Source organism: Candidatus Nitrososphaera evergladensis SR1 (genome assembly GCF_000730285.1).
Lineage (GTDB): Archaea > Thermoproteota > Nitrososphaeria > Nitrososphaerales > Nitrososphaeraceae > Nitrososphaera > Nitrososphaera evergladensis.
Genome location: NZ_CP007174.1, coordinates 1,109,878 through 1,130,965, shown reverse-complemented (window position 1 = coordinate 1,130,965; position 21,088 = coordinate 1,109,878). Strand labels below are relative to the sequence as shown.

The following is a 21,088-nucleotide window of genomic DNA, read 5'->3' as shown; positions in this document are numbered from 1 at the left end:
AAATCTGTCATGTTATTTGCAGTGCAATGTACACCTAACGGTTTTAGTCTAGATTTGAAATGAAATTAATGCATAACCTGGGGAAAACGCGCCACGCGTGTTCAAGGTCAGAAGCGAGCCGGGGCAAAACCATTGGCCGCCGGCTCCTTCTGACTTTTGGCGATAGACAAACAATGAGCAGTTCCATTATCTTTTTTGTACTCTGCGATTATTTCCACAAAGAACCCCTACCCGCACCAAGGTTTGGCGATGACACGGGCAGGGAATCAGACCGACCGGTTAGTGTCCCAAACATGACACAACAGCCACAACCGGTCGCATATTACCTTCTAAACCATAATAAAAATGAGTTTTTCAAGAGACGCCAATGTTTCTGTGTTGCTGTACTGTACACGACCGTCAAAAAACTTGGCAAAAGCCGGGATTTGCCAAGCGGCTAGGCCAGAGGAGTTTCATACTCTGCAGTTGCCGCACACTTGTCGCAATACCTGTGAACTACAACAAAGCCTCGAACCCGAAATAACGCTTCCGCCGTAGCTTTTTCCTCGCATTCGGCGCAATACTGCGCTATGACATTCTTTTTAGGCGGTAATGGTCTAATTTGAAATGGTTTTGACATGTTGTAAGTGTGGTATGATATCTTAAAAGGAACGTGTGTACAACTGGCAATTACGATTGCGATGAATGAACCTTATTCTTTTGTACTACACGCAAAAGTTTGCGGCCGACTCGTCCAGATTAAGACAATGGCGTAAATTTATGTCGCGCGTAAAAAATCTGCCCAGGCTGTCGCGCTAAACCTCTTTTTAGAGATGAACCGGGCATGAAACAATATCCCCAGAGAATTCGCAGTTATCTCATGTTTGCACTGCCGACGCTGTCTCGGCTCTCTGGTGCCTTGTCCTTGCGCGCTTCATTGCCGCAAACACCGACAGTATGATTCCAATCCACGCAGCGCCAAGGGCGATGTTTTGCGGGCTGACATAGATGTACGGGATTGCCTCGTGCAGGCTTGCCTGCATTTCCAGCGCAGTTGAATGCATGTCGATGAGCGCGGCGTTGTAGCCCTCATCATGCGTCGACAGCGACGAAATTATCTCGGAACGCTCGACCATGCTGTCAAGCTGCATGTGCATTATTTCAAAATCAGTCCGGAATGTAGGAAAGAGCCAGACTGGATTGCCGCTTTCTGGGATGAACTTTTGCGCAAGCCTTGCATAGTCGGCCAGCTGCTGAGGGGTCTGGGCGGTCTGGGCCCGCGCAAGGAATCCCGAAGCTTCTTGCAGTGGGTAGATTGACGTGTGGTAGCCATAGTACGCGACGCCGGCTCCAAGGATCAGAAACGCAAGCACGCTTGGCAGTAGCAGGCGCTGTCCCAGAGTCCTGCCACTGTTTTGCACGGGAGCAAGAGCTTGTCCTGCTGCAATTGTTGCTGTTGTTGTCTTCTTTTTCCTTTTGCCAAGCTGCGAGTGCGCGATGCTCAGGTACGCCACGTAGATGAACCCTATGGTAGGCAGCGCAATGAGCGGCGTAAAGAGCGCGTTGTTTGAAAATATCGCCACGAATATCGAGATGCATCCGTACAGCGCAAAGAATATCTCCAGAAGGGTGGTCTTTGTGAACGGCAGCGCGTACTCTTTGTTGCGCCACTCTTCTCCCTTTTTGACGATGCCAAACTTGGGCGTGCGCAGGAACTCGCTCTTGCGGCCAAACAGCGCGTCAAACACCGCGACTGAATTGTTGACAGAGATGCCGGCGCCAAAAAAGTGCAGGAACATGAACTGCATGGCCTTGTGCTTCCAGCCCTTCTTCCACACCTTGTTTATCACTACCAGGTAGCCTCCGGGGCCAAGGGCTGCGTACATTGCAAGCACGAACAGCGGAGCCCAGTTGCTCTCGTAGAGCTTGTAGTCCATCGAAAGAAGCATCGGAAATATCAAAAACTGCGCAAGGAAAAACGGGTGTGCGACGTGGCGGGTCATGTGTATGAACGACTGGACCTTTGACTCTACCGGCACCTTTCTGTGCGCGATTACGTCTGTCAGGAGCTTTAGCGCGACCTGAATGGAGCCCTTGGCCCACCGGAACTGCTGCCTCTTGGCTGCGTTCATCTGCACCGGCAGTTCAGCGTTGACGACATAGTCGTCAAGGAACATGCACTTCCAGCCCTTCATCTGCGCACGGTAGCTCAGGTCCATGTCTTCCACAAGCGTGGTCGTCTGCCAGCCGCCTGCGTCGTTGATGCACGACGTCCTCCAGATGCCGGCGGTGCCGTTAAAGTTCAGAAATATCCTGCTGAGGCTCTTGGCCTTTTGCTCCACCAGAAAGTGCAGGTCAAGCGACACTGCCTGCGCCTGCGTCATGGAGGAGTAGTCCTCGTTTACGTGTCCCCACTTGCACTGCACAAAGCCCATCTTGGGGTCTGAAAAGTAGCGCAATAGGTGCTTCAGGAACGACGAGGGCGGGATGAAATCGGCGTCAAATATCGCGATAAACTCGCCCTTGGCAGTCTTCATGCCGGCCTTGAGTGCGCCGGCCTTGTAGCCGGACCTGTCTCCCCTGCGGACGTGCACTATGTCAAAGCCCTTGAAGCGGTATTCATCGACGATGGAGCGTATCAGGTCGACAGTGTCGTCGTCAGAGTCGTCAAGCACCTGTATCTGCATCTTGTTCTTTGGATAGTCCATCTTGCACACGGCGTCTATCAGGCGCCTTGCAACGTACTTTTCGTTGTACAGCGGCAGCTGTATTGTGACAGTTGGAAGCAGAGTCGCCGGAAGCTCGGGCACCTGGCGCTTGCGCCTTTCGTGGCTTTCATTGTGGCGCGACTGGATTGCAAGGTAGTAAAAGTTCAGGGAGTAAAACATCGTCACCCAGGTGATGACAAGAAAGATGACGTACAGAAAAGAACCTGGGCCATACATCACCATATCTTGGACTAGACCTCCTTATGCTGTATTTAGTATTTATAGCTACTCGGAGAAGCTTCTAGTATCAGCCACTCTTTTGGAATATCTTTATCGCCTGCGGAGGGCACACGTTCTCGCAGGCAAGGCAGAATATGCAGTCTTTTTCTCGTGCCATAAAGGCCTTCTTCTCAGAAGCCGGATGCCCCGGCGTTTCAAGCCACTCGTACACGTTTACTGGGCAGGCCTCGATGCAGGCGCCGTCAGCTACGCATATGTCAAAGTCGACGCAGACGTTTGTGCCCCATATTCCCAGTTGTCCGGGGGCGTCGAGTGGGCCCCAGACGGCTATACCCTGGAACTTGCCGACCTGCTGCCTCTTTTCCTTGAACTTGACGTCGATGGGCCCTTCCACCTTTGAATAATTGGTGCCAGTGCCTGCAAGCGATACCGTGGTATCGCCACTACCGCCTGCAGCAGGCGCCTGTGGCGCGGCCATTGCAGGAGTTGCCGCAGGCTTGGGTGCCGCCGAAGCTGCTGTTGGCGGAGGAGGCGCGGTGGCGCTTCTTGCCTTGGGGTTCTTGGCAAGCGGGGTGAGCTCTTCAAGTTTCTTTATCGCCTGCTCTAGCGTCAGCTTTTCGGCCTTTTGGTACTGGGCTATCATCTTGTCGCCTATCTTGGTATTGCGGATTATAGTGTCAATCACCATCTTGGCGTTCTTGTCTGCAGTGGCGCGGTAGTTCTTTATCCAGTACGGGTCGCCAAAGTACTCTATCTGCCTTATCTGGTAAATGAGGTCAACTACCTCGCCCGTTACAATTTCAACCGTAATGTTAAGGTCTGCCGAAAGATCTTCGCCGGTCACGGGGTCGACGCCCTTCTCTGTCCACTTGTAGGTGACGTAGATCCTGTCCGCGTGGGTCTGCATGGTAAAGCCTGCAGGGCGCAGGTCGTTCTGGATGCTGGCTATGTCGGCCTTGTCGGTTATCTCGACTGGAATCCTGTAGATACCAAGCTTGCTGCCATGGAGCGGGTAGACACCCCTCTTGGCAGTCTCTGACAGCATAGTCCATACTCGATCCTTGAGCAGAGCAGACATTGTGATTGTTCGTGGTACCTAGGCCTTTATATGGTCTAAAAGTATTTCGTTTTTTCTTCTTATAGCCTAATCTTCGTCGTCCGGGCAGGTCATCTCCCGGATCGCCAGGTAGCGCTTTTCCATTTCCTCCGCCTTTGCGACGACCTGCTCAAGCGCATGCTGCGATTTTGGAAAGTACCAGCGAATCCCGACCTTGTGACCTATTCCGTCCATGTCGTATATCATGCCACGGTCGGCCTCAACCCCGTACTTTTCGTCCAAGGTGTGCTCGCGCACTTCAAGGCCCCTCTTGGTCTTGTCCTCCATCACGAAATGCGGCGGCCTGTCGTAGATAAAGTAAAAACGTCCTCGCTTTACCGTGTCAGAAGGGTCTATCTGCTGCATGCCTTAACAAGAAAAAGAAAGAAGGAAAGGGCTTATTTCTCTATCGGATTGCCTATCATGTTGCCCCATTCAGTCCACGAGCCGTCGTAGTTGCGGACAGACGGGTAGCCAAGCAGGTATTTCAGCACGAACCAGCTGTGGGACGAGCGCTCGCCTATCCTGCAGTAGCACACCACCTCCTTGTCCGGCGTCACGCCCTTGCCCTCGTACAGCGCCTTTAGCTCTTCTGCGCTCTTGAAGGTGCCGTCTGCGTCCTTGACCGCCTGCGCCCACGGGATGTTCTTTGCGCCGGGGATGTGCCCTCCGCGCTGGGCGTGCTCCATCGGGTATTCCGGCGGCGCAGTTATCTCGCCTGTAAACTCTTTTGGCGACCTGACGTCTACAAGGACTATTTCCTGAGCCCTTTCCAGCGCTCTCCTGACGTCGGGCATGAAGGCGCGCACTCCCTCGTCGGCAGGGTTTGCGACGTACTTGCTTGGAGTGACTGACGGCTCGTCCTTTGCGTACTCGCGCTTTTCAAGCTCCCATTTTTTCCTGCCACCGTTCATTATCTTGATCTTTTTGTGGCCATAGTACTGGAACACCCAGAACGCAAATGCCGCAAACCAGTTGTTAAAATCGCCGTACAGCACAAGTTCCGTGTCAGAAGTTGCGCCGACCTTGCTCATCAACGCTTCAAACTGCTGCTTGCTTATGATGTCGCGCCTGACGGGGTCGTTGATGTCGCGCTTCCACCAAACAAGGTGGGCTCCCGGCACGTGACCCTGCCTGTAGGCGTTTTCCGGGTCATAGTCGACTTCAAGTATCTTGATGTTCTTGTTGTTCAGGTTGCTTGCAACCCAGTCGGTCTCGGTGAGAACCTCTGGATGAGAGTAACTTGCCATAGGGGAGATGTCTTGCAGACGTACTTAAAATCTTTGGAAGGTACGTAGCTATGCTGATTATGCGCAAAACGCATTTTAAGACGCCAGAATAGCAATAGAAGCAGAGAAGATGGAAAAGGTCCGCGCCGTGGCCATAATAACAAAGAGGAAAAACGCCGAAGCCAAGGCGGCTGCTGCAAAGATAGCCAAGATGCTTGATTCAAAGGGCATCTTGGCATATGCGATTTCCCCGCTCAGGATAAACGGCATCGACACCATTGAACCAGACGACGTAAAAGGCAAGGCGGACCTTGTTTTTGCAATAGGCGGTGACGGCACAACCCTGAAGGCGTTTCGCACGATACCCGGCGACTTGCCACTGCTTTCAATAAACGTCGGAGGCCACAGAGGCATACTCTCCGAAGTCGACACGGACAACATGCAGAGCGCCATAAACGACATACTTGACGGCAAGGGCTTTTACGATTCAAGGATAAGGATACAGGCGTTTTTGGGCAAGACGGCGTTTTCGCCGGCGCTCAACGAGATACTGATAACAAGGGCGGACCTTTCCCGCACGCCCACCATCTCGATAAAGCTGATGGGGGACGAAAAGAGCCACAGGATGGACGGCATCGTCATTTCGACGCCCACAGGCTCGACAGGTCACAACCTTTCAATCGGCGGGCCGGTCCTGCACGAAGGCATGAGCTGCCTTATCCTGAGTCCCATTGCGCCGGTGAACAAGATGCCGCAGCTTGTCATACCAATAGAGGAGATAGTGGTAAAGAGCAGCCACAAGTCGCACCTCGTTATTGACGGGCAGGAAAACCACATCATAAAAGCGGGGCAGGAGGTAAGGATTGCACGGTACCCGCACGACGTGCGTTTTCTGCGCCTCAACAAGAAGGGCATGAGGCAGCTTGCAAAACTTGGGTTCTAGAGAAGAGCTGGCACTGGACGCCAGCGCGTTCTACGCAGGGATTGCGTTTTTGTCAGGAGCAAAATGCGTCACTACAAGCGCCGTTTTTGACGAAATAAAGCACGTCAAGGCTGCGGCCCTCGACGCGCTCGTACACGCAGGGAACCTACAGGTGCTTGACCCGGACAGAAAAAGCATTGACGCAGTTGCCGCAGCCGCAAAAAAGACAGGCGACTTGGCGAAACTTTCTGCCGCCGACGTTTCGATACTTGCTCTTGCACTAGAACGCAAGGCCACTTTGGCGTCAGACGACTATGCGGTTGCAAATGTTGCCGCGACGCTTGAAATCAAAACGGTCGCATCGTCTGGCAAGGGCATCAGAGAGACACGGAGGTATATTGCGTACTGCAGCGCATGCGGCAAGGCGTTTTCACCAGAAAAGCTAGAGTGCCCGCTGTGCGGCAACAAGCTAAAAAGAAGGTACAAAAAAATTTCTACCGGATAGGGTTTCTGCGCATGGCCCAGTCGATTATCGAGCCGTCGTACAGCCGGACCTTTTCATAGCCGGCAAGGCGGAACTGCATGTACTTGTGCGACGCCCGCACGCCCGAGTGGCAGTAGCACACCACCTCCTTGTCCGGCGTTATTCCCTTGCTTTCAAACTCTTTTTTCAGTTCTTCCGGCGAAAGAAACGCCGAGCCGTTTGCGCCCACGCCCTGCTCCCAGTCGTGCAGGACGGAATTGGGTATTCTTGCCTGCATGTGCTCCTGCCGAGTCCTTGCGTCCACCACTACAAACGATGGGTCGCCGGCCTTTGCCTTGATGGCCTCGGCGTCGATCCTTATCTCAGGCTTTGGCTTTGACGTGAACTGCGCCGGCTTTGCTTGCGCCGCGTCTCTGGTGACTGGCAGGCCAAGGTGCTTCCAGACTGAAAAGCCGGTGTCCAAAAGCGCAACGTCAGGATGTCCATGGTACATTATGCTCCAGGCTACCCTTGCAGCGGCCGGGTCGTCCTGCTCGCCGTATACCACTACTTTTTTTGAATCGTCAATGCCATAACTGCCAAAGACCTTTTCTGCCTGCGCGCCCTCTATTACGAGGTTGGCGCCGTTTGGCGCGACTGTCACCACCATCTCCATCCCGAGGGAAAGCGCGTTTTTGATGTGGCCAAAGCGGTAGAGCATCTGGCCGCGAGTGTCAAGTATAACTACGTTTGGATTGTCAAGGTTGGCCGCAAGCCACTTGCTTTCAACGGTTATTAGCGTCATAAGCGAGGCATTGGTTTGCACCCTGATTTTATAATTCATTAGATTCAAAGAGCGTCTTTTGTATCACGCTGTCTGTCTTTGCCGCAGAGTCGAGTATCTTGCGCAGGCGCTGGGCGCGGGCAAGCCCAAAGCCCGGAATGGTCGCAAGCTCCGCCGCCGACGCGTTGAGCGCGCGCTGGGGCGTCTTGAACTTTTCAAGCATCCTTGCGGCAAGCTTGTCCCCTACTCCCGGAACCGACGACAGCACGTACAGCTGCTGCAAATAAACAGGGTTTTCCTTGCGGATCTTTTTCAAGAGCGGGCCTGACGTTATCCCGTTTTGCAGTCCCTTTGCGGCAAGCGTGCCCAAAAGGACGGCGGCGTGCTCGGCGTCTGGCGCATGCAGCACGGGTATTCGAAACTCCATCGCCACGGTGGCAAGCGCGTCAAAGGCAAGCGGCAGGCGCTCGGCCATCTTTTTCTTTTTCTCCTCATCTTCAATGTTGTCAGGGATTTCTGCAAGCCTTGTCAGGTCGCCCTGGATTATCACGATGGGTTTTTGGTAGTGCTTGACAAGCTGCGCGCACTGGACGTACAACCGGCCGTCGTATATAGAATGGACAAGGTCATGCACGGTCTTGCGCTCAACGGCAGTGTCTGGAGAAACGATATAGTCGCCGACTACAAGCTGCGCAAAGTCGACAACCACTCCTGACTTGCGCAGGATGTCAGGGATGCCGCTAGGGCGCTCCCTTTCATCGACTACGATGCGTGCCGGCACAAAAATGCAGAGTGCCCTTCTTGGCTATATTTTTTCTTTATTTATCTATTCGGCCTTTGGTTTTGGGCCTGCCGCGCCTGCGGCTCCCGGGCCACCCCCTCCGCCGCGTATCATCTCGTTTATCTTGGACTCGACCTCCTTGAGGTTGTCCTTGACGCGCCCTTCCTGCTTTTCAAGGACCTTGACGCGGGTGGCAGACAGCTCTTTCTTTTCCTCAAGCTCTTTTACCACGTCGTCTTTTTTTGCCTTGACCATCACAGAGCCGGCGGCCTTGTAGACGGCGTCTTCCGGCCCTGCCTTTTTCAGCTCTTCAAGGGCGCGGTCAGTCTCCACCGCCTCGACTTCCAGCTGCTGCTTTTGCATCATTATCGCCTGCAGGTTCTGCTGCAGTTGTTGTAAGCGTGATACTTGCTCTCTAAGCCACGGTGGAAGTTCCTGTTCACTCATGTTGCTATTCGAAAAACGTTAAGCACACCAACATAAAATCATAGCGTTAGGCACCGGTGTGCCGCGTCGACCAGACGCAGATACGAGTTTACGTTTGCTCGCAGGGACGCAAGGTCGTCCGTTTCGATTGAAAAACCAAGAGAAGAGCCGGAGACAGTCAGTCCCAGCCTTTCGTTTTTTCCTTGCAGTTTTTTCAGGTCTGGAGCCAGTGCGGAATAAATCGGCCTTGCCTTTGACGGCTCCTTGACCCTGATCCTTATTTCAGCTCTGCAGGCTTTCGAGGTCAATGTCGTACGCGCCCGACGCTATCTTGAAGCTGCACTTGGGGCATTCCCAGATGCCAGAGGCGATTCTGCCAAACCTCAGCGACCCGCAGGACGGGCAGCGGCGCTTTTTGTGGAGCGTGCGGTAGACCTTGCCATAGCGCTTGCGGACCGTGGCGCCGAACTTGACGCCTTGGCCCTTCAGGGCTGTCGAGCTCTTTTTACGTGCCATAATTCGTTATCTCCTTTATCTTGGCGCGGACTTCCTCTCCTTTAATTCTTGCTGTCTCGCCCGCCTTCTTTATCTGCTCTATCGTAAACGAGCCCGTGTAGCCTTTTTGCAGCGCGCAATAGCCCTCGTCCGACGTCGTTATGGTTATCCTCGCGTCCATCGCGCCCTCTTCTTCTGCAGTCGGGTCGACCAGTATGGCATCGCCTATTCTGACCTGCGTGATGGAGATGGGGACCGTTGTAACGGGCATCGGAATAGTCTTGCCCGTGTCTACCACCTTGCCCTCCTGCATTTCAAGGACGGGTATCTTGGCCGTCAGGATTGCTGCAACAGTCGCGTACGACGTTGCGTCAAAGAGGTTGCCGTCGGCGTTTAGCACGCTGCAGTCCACGAATATCGTGTAGACGACCTTGCCCTCTACAAGCACCAGCTTTTCAAGGTCGACCATCTCGGATTCCCGCACCCCCCTGTCAACCACGCGTGCAAGCTCTATCACCTCCTCGTCTGGAGGGCCCGGCTCCACGTGCGGCGACGCGGTCGGCAGGACCTCGGCTGACACGATGAGGGCGCCCTTGTTCTCAAGTCCCTCAAACGGCTCGCCAGTCTCCACCTTGACGCCTGCTATCACCTCAGAGTTGCCCAGCTTTACGCGGGCTGACCCGTTTGCCTTCTTTATCACGTCCGTCTCTATCTCTAGCGGCCTCTGCTCGTCAAACGCGCGGCCGTCAATCCTCTTGCCCTTTGCCATCATGTCAAGCATCTGCTGCTTGCGCAGGTGCTCCACTATTATCGAGGAACGTTTTGATGTGCTCATTGTTCTTCCTTGACCTCCGTTTCGTTGCCAAAGTATTTCTGCATCAGCGCCTGGCGCTGGATCTCGTAGACCATGTTGCAGCCAGTTATTGCCTTGTCGAGGCATTCGCTGAATTGTTCCTTTGTCAGCTTGCCGTCCAGCTGCATCAGAGTCACCTGGCCGAGCCTCGGCATGTACGCTACTGGCATGTCTGCTCCGCCTTCCTTGTCTTCGGTGTCGTTGATGTCAAGAACTATTTTCTCGTCGACCTTGCCTGCCGCGCACGCCGCGACGATGTCGCGCATGTTGATGCCGGCGTCTGCAAGTGCAACAGACGCGGCTGTGATGCCGGCGCACCGGGAGCCGCCGTCTGACTGGAGCACTTCAACAAACACGTCAATGGCAGCGCGCGGATAGTCTTCAAGCATCAACGCCGGCTCTAGCGCCTCGCGCATCACCTTTGAAATCTCGACTTCCCTCCTTGAAGGCGCAGGGTTTTTGCGCGTGTCTGTCGAGAACGGCGACATGTGGTACCTGCAACGCAGCACGCACCTGTCGGGCTGCGCGAGGTGCTTTGGGTGCACCTCTCGCGGCCCGTACACTGCCGCCACAATCTTGTTCTTGCCAAATTCAATGTAAGCCGAGCCGTCGGCGTTTTTCACGGTGCCGACGACTATTTTGACGTTGCGCAGCTCGTCAATCGTGCGCCCGTCTGTCCTCTTGCCGTTTTCATCTATCAAATTTCTTGTCTGTGTCATTTTTCATCTGGAACCTCCATTTCTTTTCCTTGTTGTGTTTCACTTGAAGAATCCGCGCGGGTTGCTTCCTGCTGCGGCGGCGGTATCGGAGCCCCCCCACCACTACTGCCACCGTTGCTACTTGCGGGCGGCGCCTCTTCTGCTGCTGCCGGCGTGTCCGGCACGTTGAGGAGGACCTTGATCCTCTGCGTCAGGTTGGCCGTGTGGGCTTCGTCTTCTACCATCCTTATAGCCTTTACCGCCTGCTCTATGCCTTCTGGGCTTCTTCCCGTCACGACCACGATGCCGTTCTGGCCGATGAGCACGCGAGTCTGCGTCGCCTGCTCTATCGTCTGGATCATCGAGCCCCGCTTGCCTATCAGGCGCGGGACCCTTGTCGCTGATATCTTTAGCAGCTCGCCCCTTGGTATCTTGCCAAGGTCGCGGTCCTGCAGGGTCAGCATCGGGTCGCGCGTCCTGTCAAAGGCCGCGACTCGGGCCGTTATCATGTCGCCTATCGCAAGGTGCTTTGTCATGTCGTCCCTTGCAGGCGAAAAGTCCCTGCCAAAGACGTCGGATGCAGGAAGGTTAGCCGAGAAGCATGAGTTGATGTCCACCTCCCATGAAAGCGAGGTGTGGTCTACTATCTTGCCTATCACAAGGTCGTTTACGCGGGGGATGTAGACTCCTGACAGCGGTATCACCTTGACGCCGTCGCGGCCCGCCTCTGCAATGCCAATGCGGGTTGCTATCAGCGCGTTTCCCGACCTTACAACGTTCATTATCGGCCTGTAATTGCCCTCGACTATCTTGTCGCCGGGGATAACATATCTTCTGCGCACGTCATTCATATACGCTAACTCACCACGGGGCAAAGCCCGTCACAAAACGACTGTTCCATTTCATTATTTCTTCTCCTTGTGGGCAATAATAATATCCGACTTATATAATAACCCATTTGCACAACTCACAAGAGGTTCCGGTTCTCGCCAAGATAAAATTTGCGTTATTCCTATACGACTTGCACACATTTTTGCACAAAAAATATTGTCATCGCTGCTGACGCCGTGCCACTGCTATCGCCTGCATCATTGAACAAGCGAAATTCTCAAGAAGGCTTGGCACAAAAAGCCGACGAGAAAAGACGGATCTTGATTTTTTCAAAATGAACGTGATTGGGGCGAAGGAAATTTCAGGCATCGGCACCCATGGATTTGAAAGCAAAAAGCCGTCAATAGTCTTAAATTCATTTTGCGGATAGTTGTAAGCAGAGAGCGTTATGAGCATGACACCGAAAAATGCGCAACTTGCGGCTGCAACGGAAGGTGATCCCCGTTGGGCGTCTGTCGTCGCCCGTGATACCGAGGCAGACGGCACATTCTATTACTCGGTCAAGACCACCGGCGTGTACTGCCGTCCTTCGTGCGCTGCTCGCCGGGCGCGGCCGGAGAATGTCCGCTTCCATATGACGCGTGAGGAAGCCGAGAAAGCCGGCCTCCGTCCATGCAAGCGTTGCAAGCCCAACCAGCCCTCGCTGACCGAGCAGCATGCGGCCAAAGTCACACAAGCCTGCCGACTCATCGAAGAATCAGAGAACGCGCCAAGCCTCAAAGAACTGGCAAAGCACGCGGGAATGAGCACGTATCACTTTCACCGCGTGTTCAAGAAGGTTGCTGGACTCACCCCAAGAGAGTACGCGCTGGCACACCGCGCAAAACGCATTCGGAGTGAACTCGGCCAGAGTGAAACGGTAACAGAGGCTATTTACGACGCAGGATACAGCTCGAACAGACGATTTTACGAGACATCAAACGAGGTATTGGGAATGACACCTTCGAACTACCGCGCCGGCGGCGCAAGTACAGAAATACATTTTGCCGTTGGAGAGTGTTCCCTTGGGTCTATCCTCGTCGCTCAAAGCGAGCATGGTGTTTGCGCCATTCTTCTGGGCGACGACCCCGACGAATTGGTGCGCGATCTGCAGGACAGGTTCCCGCGAGCCAACCTGATCGGCGGCGATGCCAAGTTCGAGCAACTCGTCTCAAAAGTGGTCGGCTTTGTCGAAGCGCCTGCGCTCGGGCTTGACCTGCCGCTTGATATCCGCGGAACTGCATTTCAGCAGCGCGTGTGGCAGGCGCTACGTGAAATCCCGGCCGGCTCTACGGCAAGTTACACGGACATTGCAAACCGCATCGGCTCCCCAAAATCGGTCAGGGCCGTGGCCCAGGCGTGCGCAGCCAACGCCCTTGCGGTGGCAATTCCGTGCCACCGCGTGGTGAGAAACGACGGCGCGCTGTCAGGTTATCGCTGGGGCGTAGAACGCAAGCGGGTGCTGTTGAAAAAAGAGGCGCGCGCCCAAACGCACGGATCATAAAAAACATCGTTCAAGCAGGCGCCATCATTATGCCTCTTTCACTTCTGCCGTTCCCTTGGTCACGGAGCCGAGCCGGTCGATAAAGTTCCCGCGCATGCCGGCGTTCATCTCTATCACCACTCTCAGAGAGCCGTCTGCCTGCCACTCCTCGCTCTTTAGGTCGCCGGCCGGCTTTATCACGCTGTAGGACTGGCCCGCGTACTGCGGAGGCACCCTCACTATCAGCTTCAGAGTCTCTGATTTTAATGGCAATATCGCACGAAGGGCATCTACCACGTCCTTGGCCTGGTCCTCTGCCTTTTTGTGCGGGTCGATGCTCACCCTTGCCTGCTCCATGGCGGCCTCTATCCTGGTTATCGGGTGCGGCAGGTGCGATTTTGGATCTACGAAACTCCGGTTGATGTATGCCACAATCTGCTTGCGCTTTTCCTCGACCATCTTGCGGCGCTGGTCGGTGGTGAGGTTCAATTCCCCGCGGGCAAGTATCTGCCGGGCCACCTCTGCAGAATCGGTGGTCTTGAAGTGCTTCATGAGCTTCTCGCTTGAAGCGCGGGAGCCCTTGTTTGCGTCAGAGTAGACTTCGTCGGAAACAAGCACGCTTGAAATGTCCGCCCTCTTGCCCAGCTTGTACTCGAGGGCAGGGTCGGGCTTGACCAGCAGCTCGAACTTGTCGCCTTCGACTGCGAGGCGAACTATGGTGAACTTGTTCTCCGTCATATCTCTTACTACAGCAGCTTTTTGAATCAAGATGTATTTATGCGTGTCAACTCCTTCTTCCTGCAAGCCGATAATTTTTGCAAGTTTCGGTAGATTTTTAAGGACGTTTTGGGAACTTCCGGAAGTATTGGCTTCTCCTTCGGTCGAAGTTGTTGAAAAATCAGATAACAGGATCGTTGTCAAGTTTAACAATATTCCAAGGCAGTACGTCAACGCGCTCAGGCGCCTTGCCATAAGCGAGGTCCCGACGCTTGCAATCGATGATGTCGTAATCCTTGAAAACTCGTCAGTCATGCACGACGAGGCAGTGGCCCACCGCCTCGGCCTCATACCGCTCAGGACGGACCCCGGCAGGTTCGTGATGCCCCACGAGTGCGACTGCGGAAGCACGCTTGGTTGCTCAAAGTGCAGGGTTCTCCTGGTGCTTGACGCAGAGGCCACCGACAAGACCAAGGTCGTCACTTCCGGCGAGATGGTTTCAGAAGACGAGATGGTCAAGCCGGTGAGCAAGGACATCCCAATAGTCGTGCTCGCCCCAAGCCAGAAACTAAAGTTTGAAGCGTACGCACGCCTTGGCGTAGGCAAGCAGCACGCCAAGTGGCAGCCCACGTCAGCAGCAGTAGTCAAGGACGGCAAGGACGAAAGCGAAATAGTGCTCATTATCGAAACAAACGGCGCCCTTACGGCAGAAGAGATACTGAAAGAATCCACGGAGCGCCTGCAGTCCAAGATCAAGAACTTCAAGCAGGTCATAGGCTCGCTCAAGGTACCCAAGAGCGCCTAGGTACGTTTATTTGGGGATTCTAGATTTAGGAGCGTGAAGAAGACGTACTATGTTCGCTAACACTCTAGTCGACAATACTGTTTGGACCCTCCGCAAGGCGGCCAAGAAAAACAAGGCGCCTATCTGGAAGGATCTTGAAAGCCGCGTTTCCGGCCCAAGGTCCAACAGGAGCGAGGTCAACCTGGGCAAGCTTGCGCAGGTCACAAAGGCAAGCGAGGTTATAGTGGTCCCTGGCAAGGTGCTTGGCACCGGCAATCTGGGCCACAAATTGACAGTCTGCGCGTTTTCAATCTCCGAGTCTGCCGCCAAAAAGATCGGCGACATGGGAGGCAAGGTGGTAAGCCTTGACGACCTGATAAAGAAATACCCGGACGGAAAAGGTGTGAGGATAATTGGCTGACAATAAAGCAAAGAAGCCGCAAACCATAGTCGTTGACGCGACAAACTGCATCGCAGGCAGGATGTGCTCGCATGTTTCGAAACTGCTGTTGCAGGGCAACAAGGTCGCAATCGTAAACGCCGAAAAGGCGATGCTTTCAGGCAACCGCTACAAAGTCATCGAGCAATACAAGGAGCACCTTGAAATCAACTCTGTCACAAACCCGATTCACGGCCCGTTCCACCCAAGGAGGCCGGACACCGTCCTGACAAAGATGGTGAGGGGAATGGTCCCAAAGCAAAAGACGTCGGGCATTGAAGCGCACCAGCGTCTCAGGGTATATATCGGGGTCCCTGAAGAAATGAAGGCTGCCAAGATGCAGTCGTTTGAGGATTCCAAGATTACAAGGCCAGAGGCGCACTATATCTCGATGGGCGACGTTGCCAAGCAGATAGGATGGAAGGGATTACCATAATAATGACAAGCAAAATAGACCTTTACCCGGGCCAGAGAAAGACAAGCAAGGCCGTGGCGACAATCGCCAAGGGCTCTGGCAAAGTCAGGATAAACAACATCCCGGCAGAACTCGTGCAGCCAGAGGTTGCAAAAGAGCTCTTGCTCACGCCGCTTACGCTCGTTGGCGAGCAGCGCAACAAGGTGGACATTAACGTGCAGGTTGCAGGCGGAGGCTTTATGGGCCAGGCGTTTGCAAGCGCAGTCGCGATTTCCCGTGCGCTTACCGGCGACGTCAAGGGCGACAAGGACCCCAAGGAGCACCCGTTCCCAAAGAGCATCAGGGAAGAGATCCGCAAGAAACTGACAGAGTACGACAGGCACTTCCTCGCAGGCGACCACAGGCAGTCTGAATCGAAAAAGTTCGGCGGTCCGGGCGCAAGGCGCAGAAAGCAGAAATCGTACCGTTAAGCCTTCTCTCTTTTTCCTCTTCTTTTACCTGTTTTCCATCAGAGAATAAACACGGTACACCTTGTCCGTCACGCGGTCACGGTACTTCCATTCTTCCGTACCAAGCTTCATCTCCTTGAACTTGGTTTTCTCTGACGGGTGGAGCAGGTCGTAGACGTCCTGCCCTATCGATATCCTGTTTGAACCCGTCAGCGATGTTATCTTGGCGGCCACGTTCATGCAATAGCCTAGGATGTCAATGGGCGAGCTCTTGTCGTGGCCATACTGTACGATGACGTTTTCGCCCACGTCCATTCCTATCTTTACGCCAAGTTCCGGGTAGTCGTACTGGTTGAGGATGGGGTTGATGCCGTTTTTTACCACGGTTATCATCGACCGGGCGCACTGGACTGCCCTGTCGCAGGCGCTCAGGCGGTTGTAGCTTGCTGGAAAGAACGCAATGACTGCGTCGCCCACGTACTTTAGCACATAGCCTTTGTGGCTTTCCACGACAGAGGACATTTCCTGCGTGAACGCGCGGATGATTGTCACAAGCTTGTCTACAGGGAGCGTCATGCTCATGTTTGTCGAGCCCACAAGGTCGGCGTACATTATGACAAGGGGGATCTTGCTGCTGACGTGCGATAGCAAATATTCCTGCCCGGGCTTGAGCGACGAGTCGTACTGGTAGCGGCGCTTCAGGGCGCGCCACAGCCTGTCCTGCGTCTGCGCAACGAGCGTTTCCGAGTCGACTACGACTGCCATCTTTTCCTTGTCAGAACTGCTATCTCCCCCCATCATCATCCCGACGAGGTTCTTGCTGGCGCTGCTGTTATTATTATTGTCATTGTCCTCGGACTTGTCCTTCTTGGCTTCCTTTTTGTCGTCCTTTGCTTCCGGGGCCACGCCTGCTTTGGGATATTGTAATTCGCGAGATTTAAAGTCATTGAGATTATATGTAAGGACTAGCACACACCACGCGCAAGAAAGATGAGGCTTCCGCTCAAGGGCACGGATTATTTCAGCAAAGAAGTAAATGCTGCATTTGAGAACATCCAGGCAGAGTTCCTTGAGGCAGTCAAGCCTGCAATTTCCATGCAAAAGTCGCACGCAATGCTTGGCGACGGCACCGTCACGCAGACAGACACTTTTGATCCGCAAAACGTGCAGACGTTCTACCAGAGGCTGACAAACAAGATGGAAGGCTGGCTTGCAGGCGGCATTTCAAAGTCAGTCACCGAAGACCTGCACAGGCTGTTCTGCCAGTTCAACAAGGACGTTGGCAACAAGTATTACATCTCTGGCTACTTTGGAATCCAGTTCCATGCGCTTCCGTACTACAAGGCTGACAGGCGCGTGATAGAGATCCAAAAAGAGCTTGCCAAGATAGCCGACGACGCGACCGCGCTGTACGGAGGCATCAGGGAAAGCGCGGACAAGGCCCTTGCGCAAGAGCTTGAAAGGCGCGGCATGGCAGGGATGGACTTTGAAGGCTTGTTTAGCAAAATGTTTGAGGACGAAAAGCTGGCAGAGGAGCTTGACAAAAAGGCAGCGTCGGTGAAAGGCCAGGCCGAGTTCCAAAAGATGGGCGAGAGAAAGAACGCGCTGTTTGCAGAGCTCAACGACTTGATGATAGAATTGTACCAGACATCGGCCGTGCCAATAGACTATAACAGGCTGATGCAGGGCGAGGAAGGCGCCTGCACGTATTTTGACATCGAGCTGATAAAGACTAGCGCCAAAAAGGCGATAAGGCGCGAGGCAATGTTTGAGACTGGAAAGATACCAAAGGCAGACGCCGACAAAGTGGCAGGCGAGCTTGCAAACGTGGCAAAGGCGCTGAAAAAGGCCAAGTAACTTTACTTTTTGATGATAATAAACGCCATCATGGCGGCCGCGGCAAGTGCAGACGTGATGATGCTGTAGGTCGCAGCTGCTGCAATCCCCGACGAGTCGAGCAGGAACCCAAAGACGACGTTTGCGGCAAGGAAGGAAAAGCCTGCCACCAGGTTGTAGAGCCCGTAGGCAGTTCCGCGGTGCTCGCTTGATACCACGTACCGGGGGACCACTGCGCGCTGGACGGTTTCTGCAATCCCGACGTAGGCCCCGTACACTATAGCCAGCATGTACGCCTGCGTTACGTTTGCACTTGCAAGCATCAAAAACGCGCTTGCCGCAAACATGCCGTACGCAAGTACGAGCATCTTTTCCTTGCCCGCCCTGTCTGCAAGCGCGCCGGCGGGATACCCGACTGCGGTGTGGGCCGCGTTTATCGCAAGGTAGACAAGCGCCACTGCGCTTTCTGGAACGCCAAGGTCCGACGCGCGGACAAGCACGAACGAAAAGTTGAATGCGCCGACGCCAAAGACGGCCATTATGGCAAGCAGGGCGACAAACCTCTTTTGCGAAAGGACCGCCCTGACGTTTGCAGACACTGACTGGGCTTTTGAAGAAGATGGCAAGGGTGCAAGGCGCTCCTTGACAAACAGCACAAGCACCGCTATGGCAAGCGCGCCGGGCAGAATTGACGCGTAAAACACGCCCTGAAACCCGATGTACGGAAACAGCGCAAACGCCAGCGCAGGCCCGACTATTGCGCCGGCCTGGTCCATCGAGCGGTGGATCCCAAACGCCCTGCCGACCTTGGCCTCCGGCGCCGATTCGCTTATCAGCGCGTCCCGGGGCGCGGTGCGGACGCCCTTGCCTATCCTGTCAAGCGAGCGCACTGCAAAAGCGTCTGCCCAGCCTGCGGCCGCGCCAAAGAAGGGCTTGCTTGCAGCCGAAAGCGAGTAGCCCAGTGTCACGAGGGGCTTGCGCCTTTGCGCCCTGTCAGAGAGCACGCCTGAGCCCATCCTGACGGTGTAGCCGAGCATCTCGCCCACGCCCTCTATGAGGCCCAAAAGGGTGCGCGACGCCCCAAGCGGCCCCGTGAGGAACAGCGGGAGCAGCGCAAAGACCATCTCCGACGAGACGTCGGTGAAAAAGCTGACAAAGCCAAGGGCATAGACGTTTTTGCGGCCTGCCTTTTCTTTTTCTCCTTCTTCAACCAATGTTATTGTATGCCCTACTATGTTTGCAGGCCGCGCTTGTATCCATTGCTGCGCTAGTCGTTCTTGTCGACTGCTTCTTCCAAGTTTACTCCGGCGCTAGAGCCGGGGCCGGGCTGCGCGGTGTTGCTTGGCACGTCTCTCCACGGGGCCTTTTTCCTCCTCCTTCCCTCCTCCCTAACATAAACGACCTGCTGCGGGAAGGGTATCTCTATTCCCTTTGAGTCAAGCTCCCTCTTTATCTGCTCGACAAGCTGCTTTTTCATGTCAAACCACACGACAAAGGGCACCCAGCACCAGACGTTGATGTTGACGGCCGATGCGCCAAGGTCGTTTACATACACGTCCGGCTCCGGCTCGACAAGCACCAGTGGCGTGTTCTTCAGGCTCTGCCTGATGATTTCCATCACCTTTTGCGTGTCCGAGTCGTACGAGACCCCTACCACAAACTCGATCCTGCGCGCGACGACTGTGGAAAGGTTGCGTATCTCTGACAAAAAGACGTCGCTGTTTGGCAGGCGCACGAGCGTCCCGTCAAACATGCGCAGGCGCGAAGAGAGCGCGGTTATCTCCACCACCACGCCGGTGACATCTGGAAGCTTGCCCGTTATGAGGACAGGATCGCCTATCTTCATCGGCTTGTCGATGTGCAGAAATATGCCGGATATCAGGTTCGAGAACAGCGACTGCGTGGCAAAGCCTATCACGATTCCGGCAAACCCGCCTGCAAGGAACAGGCCGGAGAGGTCAAGCCCCGAGACGCCAAGCGCCGAGAGGAGCGCTATCGCTATTATGCCGTAGTACATCGTCCTGCCGGTCGCCTTCCTTGCGTCGGGCGGAAGGCGCGTGCCAAGGTACTTTAGCGTGACAAGCCTGACTGCGTGCGCTATGGCAAAGCCGGCCACGATGATGGCAAGCGTAAGGATTATCGAAAATGGCGTCACCTGGACCCCAAACAGGTCGATGGTGCTTGGAAGCCCAAAGACAGATGTCGCCGAACTATTACCACTGGACAGAGCTCCTTCTTCTGCCGCCAAGACAGTTTTCACATTAGCCTTTCTTCTATATGTATATGTGTTTTCTTTCTTTAGATCCACCTAATCCGGCGGAAGTACACTATCATCGCCGCTGCAGAAGTGCTTGACGCAAGGACGATTATCGCAAAACTCGTGTACGACCCAAGGAACGTCCACGGCCCGCCCTCTATGCCGCCAGGTATCGGCACGTTCATCCCGTAGAACGAGCCCAGTATGGACGCCGGCATTGAAAGCGTGAATATTATCGTGAGCACAGCAAGTATCTTGTTGGACCTGTCGCTGCTGTGCATAAAGTCTGTGTCCTTGAATATCTCTATGGTGTCCTTGGACTCTTCGAGCGTCTCTATCACCTTGTCGATGTGGTCCTGCACGTCGTCATAGTACAGGGTGAGGTCTTCTTCTGAAAAACGCTGGATGTCTTTTGCCACAAGCTCTGCAAGCGTCCGCCTCATGGGAATCGCTATGCGCCTAAGCGACGTGACTTCTCTGCGCAGGTACGAGATCTCCCGGGCCACTGCCACCCGCTCGTCAAATACGGCGTCTTCAATGTCTTCCATGTTGCCCATTATCTTGCGCACATTGTTCAAAAGCTCGTCCACCAGCGCGTCGACCAGGCTGTGGTACAGGTAGCCGGCAGACCTGCCCATCAGCTCTTTGCGCACTTCTTGACTTCGCTGGCACGCGTCAAACGTGTCTGCCACCGTCTTTAGGTCTTCCTGGTGCACAGTCACGAGGTAGCCTGAGCCAAGGAACGCCGCAAACTGGCTTGGCTTTGGCACGCGCTCTTCTGTCATGGCTGGAAAGTGCAGTATGACAAAGACGTGGTTTTTGTAGCGGTCGATTTTCGGTATCTGGATCTTGGAGAGGCAGTCTGCCAGGTTCAGCTCGTGGAACGAAAAGCGCCGGCCAAGCTCGCGCATGTCGTTGCGTGTGGGCGCAGAAATGTCCACCCACAAAAAGCCCTCGTTTTCCACCTGCCTGAGCATGTCCAGTCATTATCACTATTGAAAAGAGCTATTTTACTGTGTATCGCTGCCGCAAACACACACACGCAGAGACGCAAAATAACAATGATGACGATAATAATGCCCGTGACTGCAGTAGCTGTGCACTCTACCTGTTAGTGGCGCATATTTTTCCGGGTGGAAAACATTTACAAATCATAGGTTCCGA

Annotated in this window: 24 protein-coding genes and 1 pseudogene; 8 read left to right on the top strand and 17 right to left on the bottom strand. The window is 54.4% G+C overall.

All coding sequences use genetic code 11. The features are described 5' to 3' along the window. Nucleotides 1–857 precede the first annotated feature (857 nt). From NTE_RS05995 to NTE_RS05980, 4 genes are all read right to left on the bottom strand, one after another. Nucleotides 858–2,930 (bottom strand): glycosyltransferase, encoded by a 2,073-nt coding sequence (locus NTE_RS05995; RefSeq protein ID WP_226987200.1) that lies wholly within the window; start codon nt 2,928–2,930, stop codon nt 858–860. A gap of 64 nt (nt 2,931–2,994) precedes the next feature. Further along, on the bottom strand, nt 2,995–3,309 hold the full coding sequence (locus NTE_RS17555; RefSeq protein WP_264357949.1) for a 4Fe-4S dicluster domain-containing protein: 315 nt from the start codon (nt 3,307–3,309) through the stop codon (nt 2,995–2,997). A gap of 762 nt (nt 3,310–4,071) precedes the next feature. After that, a complete protein-coding gene (locus tag NTE_RS05985; RefSeq protein WP_148700195.1) occupies nt 4,072–4,389 on the bottom strand; it encodes a hypothetical protein in 318 nt (105 codons plus the stop codon). Between the two features lie 32 nt (nt 4,390–4,421). After that, the gene (locus NTE_RS05980) at nt 4,422–5,273 is read right to left on the bottom strand and encodes a sulfurtransferase (RefSeq protein ID WP_148700194.1); all 852 of its coding nucleotides are present in this window, start codon (nt 5,271–5,273) and stop codon (nt 4,422–4,424) included. Between the two features lie 109 nt (nt 5,274–5,382). On the opposite strand from NTE_RS05980, the gene NTE_RS05975 reads away from it, so the two are divergent. Then, nucleotides 5,383–6,195 (top strand): NAD(+)/NADH kinase, encoded by an 813-nt coding sequence (locus tag NTE_RS05975; protein WP_148700193.1) that lies wholly within the window; start codon nt 5,383–5,385, stop codon nt 6,193–6,195. Beyond that, a complete protein-coding gene (locus NTE_RS05970; protein ID WP_158385171.1) occupies nt 6,185–6,679 on the top strand; it encodes an NOB1 family endonuclease in 495 nt (164 codons plus the stop codon). The genes NTE_RS05975 and NTE_RS05970 overlap by 11 nt, the downstream gene beginning before the upstream one ends. On the opposite strand, the gene NTE_RS05965 is transcribed toward NTE_RS05970, so the two are convergent. From NTE_RS05965 to rrp4, 8 genes and pseudogenes are all read right to left on the bottom strand, one after another. Continuing rightward, nucleotides 6,669–7,442 (bottom strand): sulfurtransferase, encoded by a 774-nt coding sequence (locus NTE_RS05965; RefSeq protein ID WP_158385169.1) that lies wholly within the window; start codon nt 7,440–7,442, stop codon nt 6,669–6,671. The genes NTE_RS05970 and NTE_RS05965 overlap by 11 nt on opposite strands. Before the next feature lie 28 nt (nt 7,443–7,470). After that, nucleotides 7,471–8,202, bottom strand: coding sequence for an ERCC4 domain-containing protein (locus NTE_RS05960; RefSeq protein ID WP_148700190.1), 732 nt, complete (start codon nt 8,200–8,202; stop codon nt 7,471–7,473). 45 nt (nt 8,203–8,247) lie between these two features. Further along, entirely contained in the window at nt 8,248–8,649 is a 402-nt protein-coding gene (locus NTE_RS05955; RefSeq protein ID WP_148700189.1) for a prefoldin subunit beta, read from the bottom strand. A 38-nt stretch (nt 8,650–8,687) separates the two neighbouring features. Continuing rightward, on the bottom strand, nt 8,688–8,936 hold the full coding sequence (locus tag NTE_RS05950) for a KEOPS complex subunit Pcc1 (protein WP_148700188.1): 249 nt from the start codon (nt 8,934–8,936) through the stop codon (nt 8,688–8,690). Next, complete coding sequence (locus NTE_RS05945) at nt 8,911–9,144, bottom strand: eL43 family ribosomal protein (RefSeq protein ID WP_148700187.1); 234 nt, start codon at nt 9,142–9,144, stop codon at nt 8,911–8,913. The genes NTE_RS05950 and NTE_RS05945 overlap by 26 nt, the downstream gene beginning before the upstream one ends. Continuing rightward, nucleotides 9,134–9,958: an exosome complex protein Rrp42 gene (gene rrp42, locus NTE_RS05940; RefSeq protein ID WP_148700186.1), complete on the bottom strand. Its 825-nt coding sequence runs from the start codon at nt 9,956–9,958 to the stop codon at nt 9,134–9,136. Before rrp42 ends, NTE_RS05945 begins: the two co-directional genes overlap by 11 nt. Further along, nucleotides 9,955–10,695: an exosome complex exonuclease Rrp41 gene (rrp41, locus tag NTE_RS05935; RefSeq protein ID WP_148700185.1), complete on the bottom strand. Its 741-nt coding sequence runs from the start codon at nt 10,693–10,695 to the stop codon at nt 9,955–9,957. The genes rrp42 and rrp41 overlap by 4 nt, the downstream gene beginning before the upstream one ends. Nucleotides 10,696–10,859: 164 nt before the next feature. Continuing rightward, a pseudogene (rrp4, locus tag NTE_RS05930) lies at nt 10,860–11,525 on the bottom strand (exosome complex RNA-binding protein Rrp4); the annotation flags it as partial. A gap of 428 nt (nt 11,526–11,953) precedes the next feature. Here rrp4 and ada point away from each other — a divergent pair. Further along, nucleotides 11,954–13,048 (top strand): bifunctional DNA-binding transcriptional regulator/O6-methylguanine-DNA methyltransferase Ada, encoded by a 1,095-nt coding sequence (ada, locus tag NTE_RS05925; RefSeq protein ID WP_338031185.1) that lies wholly within the window; start codon nt 11,954–11,956, stop codon nt 13,046–13,048. Nucleotides 13,049–13,075: 27 nt separating this feature from the next. Here the strand turns inward: ada and NTE_RS05920 are convergent, their stop codons facing one another. Further along, nucleotides 13,076–13,765 carry a ribosome assembly factor SBDS gene (locus tag NTE_RS05920; RefSeq protein WP_148700183.1) on the bottom strand — a complete coding sequence of 230 codons (690 nt, stop codon included), beginning with the start codon at nt 13,763–13,765 and terminating at the stop codon, nt 13,076–13,078. 127 nt (nt 13,766–13,892) lie between these two features. Here NTE_RS05920 and NTE_RS05915 point away from each other — a divergent pair, with 127 nt between their 5' ends. From NTE_RS05915 to rpsI, 4 genes are read left to right on the top strand one after another with little or no spacing between them, the layout of a single operon-like run. After that, the gene (locus NTE_RS05915) at nt 13,893–14,549 is read left to right on the top strand and encodes a DNA-directed RNA polymerase subunit D (RefSeq protein WP_158385167.1); all 657 of its coding nucleotides are present in this window, start codon (nt 13,893–13,895) and stop codon (nt 14,547–14,549) included. Nucleotides 14,550–14,598: 49 nt separating this feature from the next. Continuing rightward, nucleotides 14,599–14,949 (top strand): 50S ribosomal protein L18e, encoded by a 351-nt coding sequence (locus tag NTE_RS05910; protein ID WP_148700181.1) that lies wholly within the window; start codon nt 14,599–14,601, stop codon nt 14,947–14,949. After that, the gene (locus NTE_RS05905) at nt 14,942–15,403 is read left to right on the top strand and encodes a 50S ribosomal protein L13 (RefSeq protein ID WP_148700180.1); all 462 of its coding nucleotides are present in this window, start codon (nt 14,942–14,944) and stop codon (nt 15,401–15,403) included. The genes NTE_RS05910 and NTE_RS05905 overlap by 8 nt, the downstream gene beginning before the upstream one ends. Before the next feature lie 2 nt (nt 15,404–15,405). Beyond that, nucleotides 15,406–15,852 carry a 30S ribosomal protein S9 gene (gene rpsI, locus NTE_RS05900; RefSeq protein WP_226987199.1) on the top strand — a complete coding sequence of 149 codons (447 nt, stop codon included), beginning with the start codon at nt 15,406–15,408 and terminating at the stop codon, nt 15,850–15,852. A 24-nt stretch (nt 15,853–15,876) separates the two neighbouring features. On the opposite strand, the gene NTE_RS05895 is transcribed toward rpsI, so the two are convergent. Then, on the bottom strand, nt 15,877–16,737 hold the full coding sequence (locus NTE_RS05895; RefSeq protein WP_226987198.1) for an adenylate/guanylate cyclase domain-containing protein: 861 nt from the start codon (nt 16,735–16,737) through the stop codon (nt 15,877–15,879). A gap of 84 nt (nt 16,738–16,821) precedes the next feature. Here NTE_RS05895 and NTE_RS05890 point away from each other — a divergent pair, with 84 nt between their 5' ends. Next, a complete protein-coding gene (locus NTE_RS05890; protein ID WP_148700179.1) occupies nt 16,822–17,688 on the top strand; it encodes a hypothetical protein in 867 nt (288 codons plus the stop codon). A gap of 2 nt (nt 17,689–17,690) precedes the next feature. Here NTE_RS05890 and NTE_RS05885 read toward each other — a convergent pair whose 3' ends face one another. Genes NTE_RS05885 through NTE_RS05875 form a run of 3 tightly spaced genes read right to left on the bottom strand, consistent with a single transcriptional unit; the run spans nt 17,691 to nt 20,901 of the window. Continuing rightward, nucleotides 17,691–18,881 carry an MFS transporter gene (locus tag NTE_RS05885; RefSeq protein WP_148700178.1) on the bottom strand — a complete coding sequence of 397 codons (1,191 nt, stop codon included), beginning with the start codon at nt 18,879–18,881 and terminating at the stop codon, nt 17,691–17,693. A 53-nt stretch (nt 18,882–18,934) separates the two neighbouring features. Beyond that, entirely contained in the window at nt 18,935–19,915 is a 981-nt protein-coding gene (locus NTE_RS05880; RefSeq protein WP_148700177.1) for a mechanosensitive ion channel family protein, read from the bottom strand. A gap of 50 nt (nt 19,916–19,965) precedes the next feature. After that, a complete protein-coding gene (locus tag NTE_RS05875; protein WP_148700176.1) occupies nt 19,966–20,901 on the bottom strand; it encodes a magnesium transporter CorA family protein in 936 nt (311 codons plus the stop codon). Nucleotides 20,902–21,088 lie beyond the last annotated feature (187 nt).

Bases quoted from the DNA above. Each gene is read 5' to 3' on its own strand.
- NTE_RS05955 (WP_148700189.1), bottom strand. From the start codon at position 8,649: ATGAGTGAACAGGAACTTCCACCGTGGCTTAGAGAGCAAGTATCACGC.
- rpsI (WP_226987199.1), top strand. From the start codon at position 15,406: ATGACAAGCAAAATAGACCTTTACCCGGGCCAGAGAAAGACAAGCAAG.
- NTE_RS05910 (WP_148700181.1), top strand. From the start codon at position 14,599: ATGTTCGCTAACACTCTAGTCGACAATACTGTTTGGACCCTCCGCAAG.
- NTE_RS05890 (WP_148700179.1), top strand. From the start codon at position 16,822: ATGAGGCTTCCGCTCAAGGGCACGGATTATTTCAGCAAAGAAGTAAAT.
- rrp42 (WP_148700186.1), bottom strand. From the start codon at position 9,958: ATGAGCACATCAAAACGTTCCTCGATAATAGTGGAGCACCTGCGCAAG.
- rrp41 (WP_148700185.1), bottom strand. From the start codon at position 10,695: ATGACACAGACAAGAAATTTGATAGATGAAAACGGCAAGAGGACAGAC.
- NTE_RS05965 (WP_158385169.1), bottom strand. From the start codon at position 7,442: ATGACGCTAATAACCGTTGAAAGCAAGTGGCTTGCGGCCAACCTTGAC.
- ada (WP_338031185.1), top strand. From the start codon at position 11,954: ATGAGCATGACACCGAAAAATGCGCAACTTGCGGCTGCAACGGAAGGT.
- NTE_RS05875 (WP_148700176.1), bottom strand. From the start codon at position 20,901: ATGCTCAGGCAGGTGGAAAACGAGGGCTTTTTGTGGGTGGACATTTCT.
- NTE_RS05920 (WP_148700183.1), bottom strand. From the start codon at position 13,765: ATGACGGAGAACAAGTTCACCATAGTTCGCCTCGCAGTCGAAGGCGAC.
- NTE_RS05945 (WP_148700187.1), bottom strand. From the start codon at position 9,144: ATGGCACGTAAAAAGAGCTCGACAGCCCTGAAGGGCCAAGGCGTCAAG.
- NTE_RS05985 (WP_148700195.1), bottom strand. From the start codon at position 4,389: ATGCAGCAGATAGACCCTTCTGACACGGTAAAGCGAGGACGTTTTTAC.
- NTE_RS05980 (WP_148700194.1), bottom strand. From the start codon at position 5,273: ATGGCAAGTTACTCTCATCCAGAGGTTCTCACCGAGACCGACTGGGTT.
- NTE_RS05975 (WP_148700193.1), top strand. From the start codon at position 5,383: ATGGAAAAGGTCCGCGCCGTGGCCATAATAACAAAGAGGAAAAACGCC.
- NTE_RS05995 (WP_226987200.1), bottom strand. From the start codon at position 2,930: ATGGTGATGTATGGCCCAGGTTCTTTTCTGTACGTCATCTTTCTTGTC.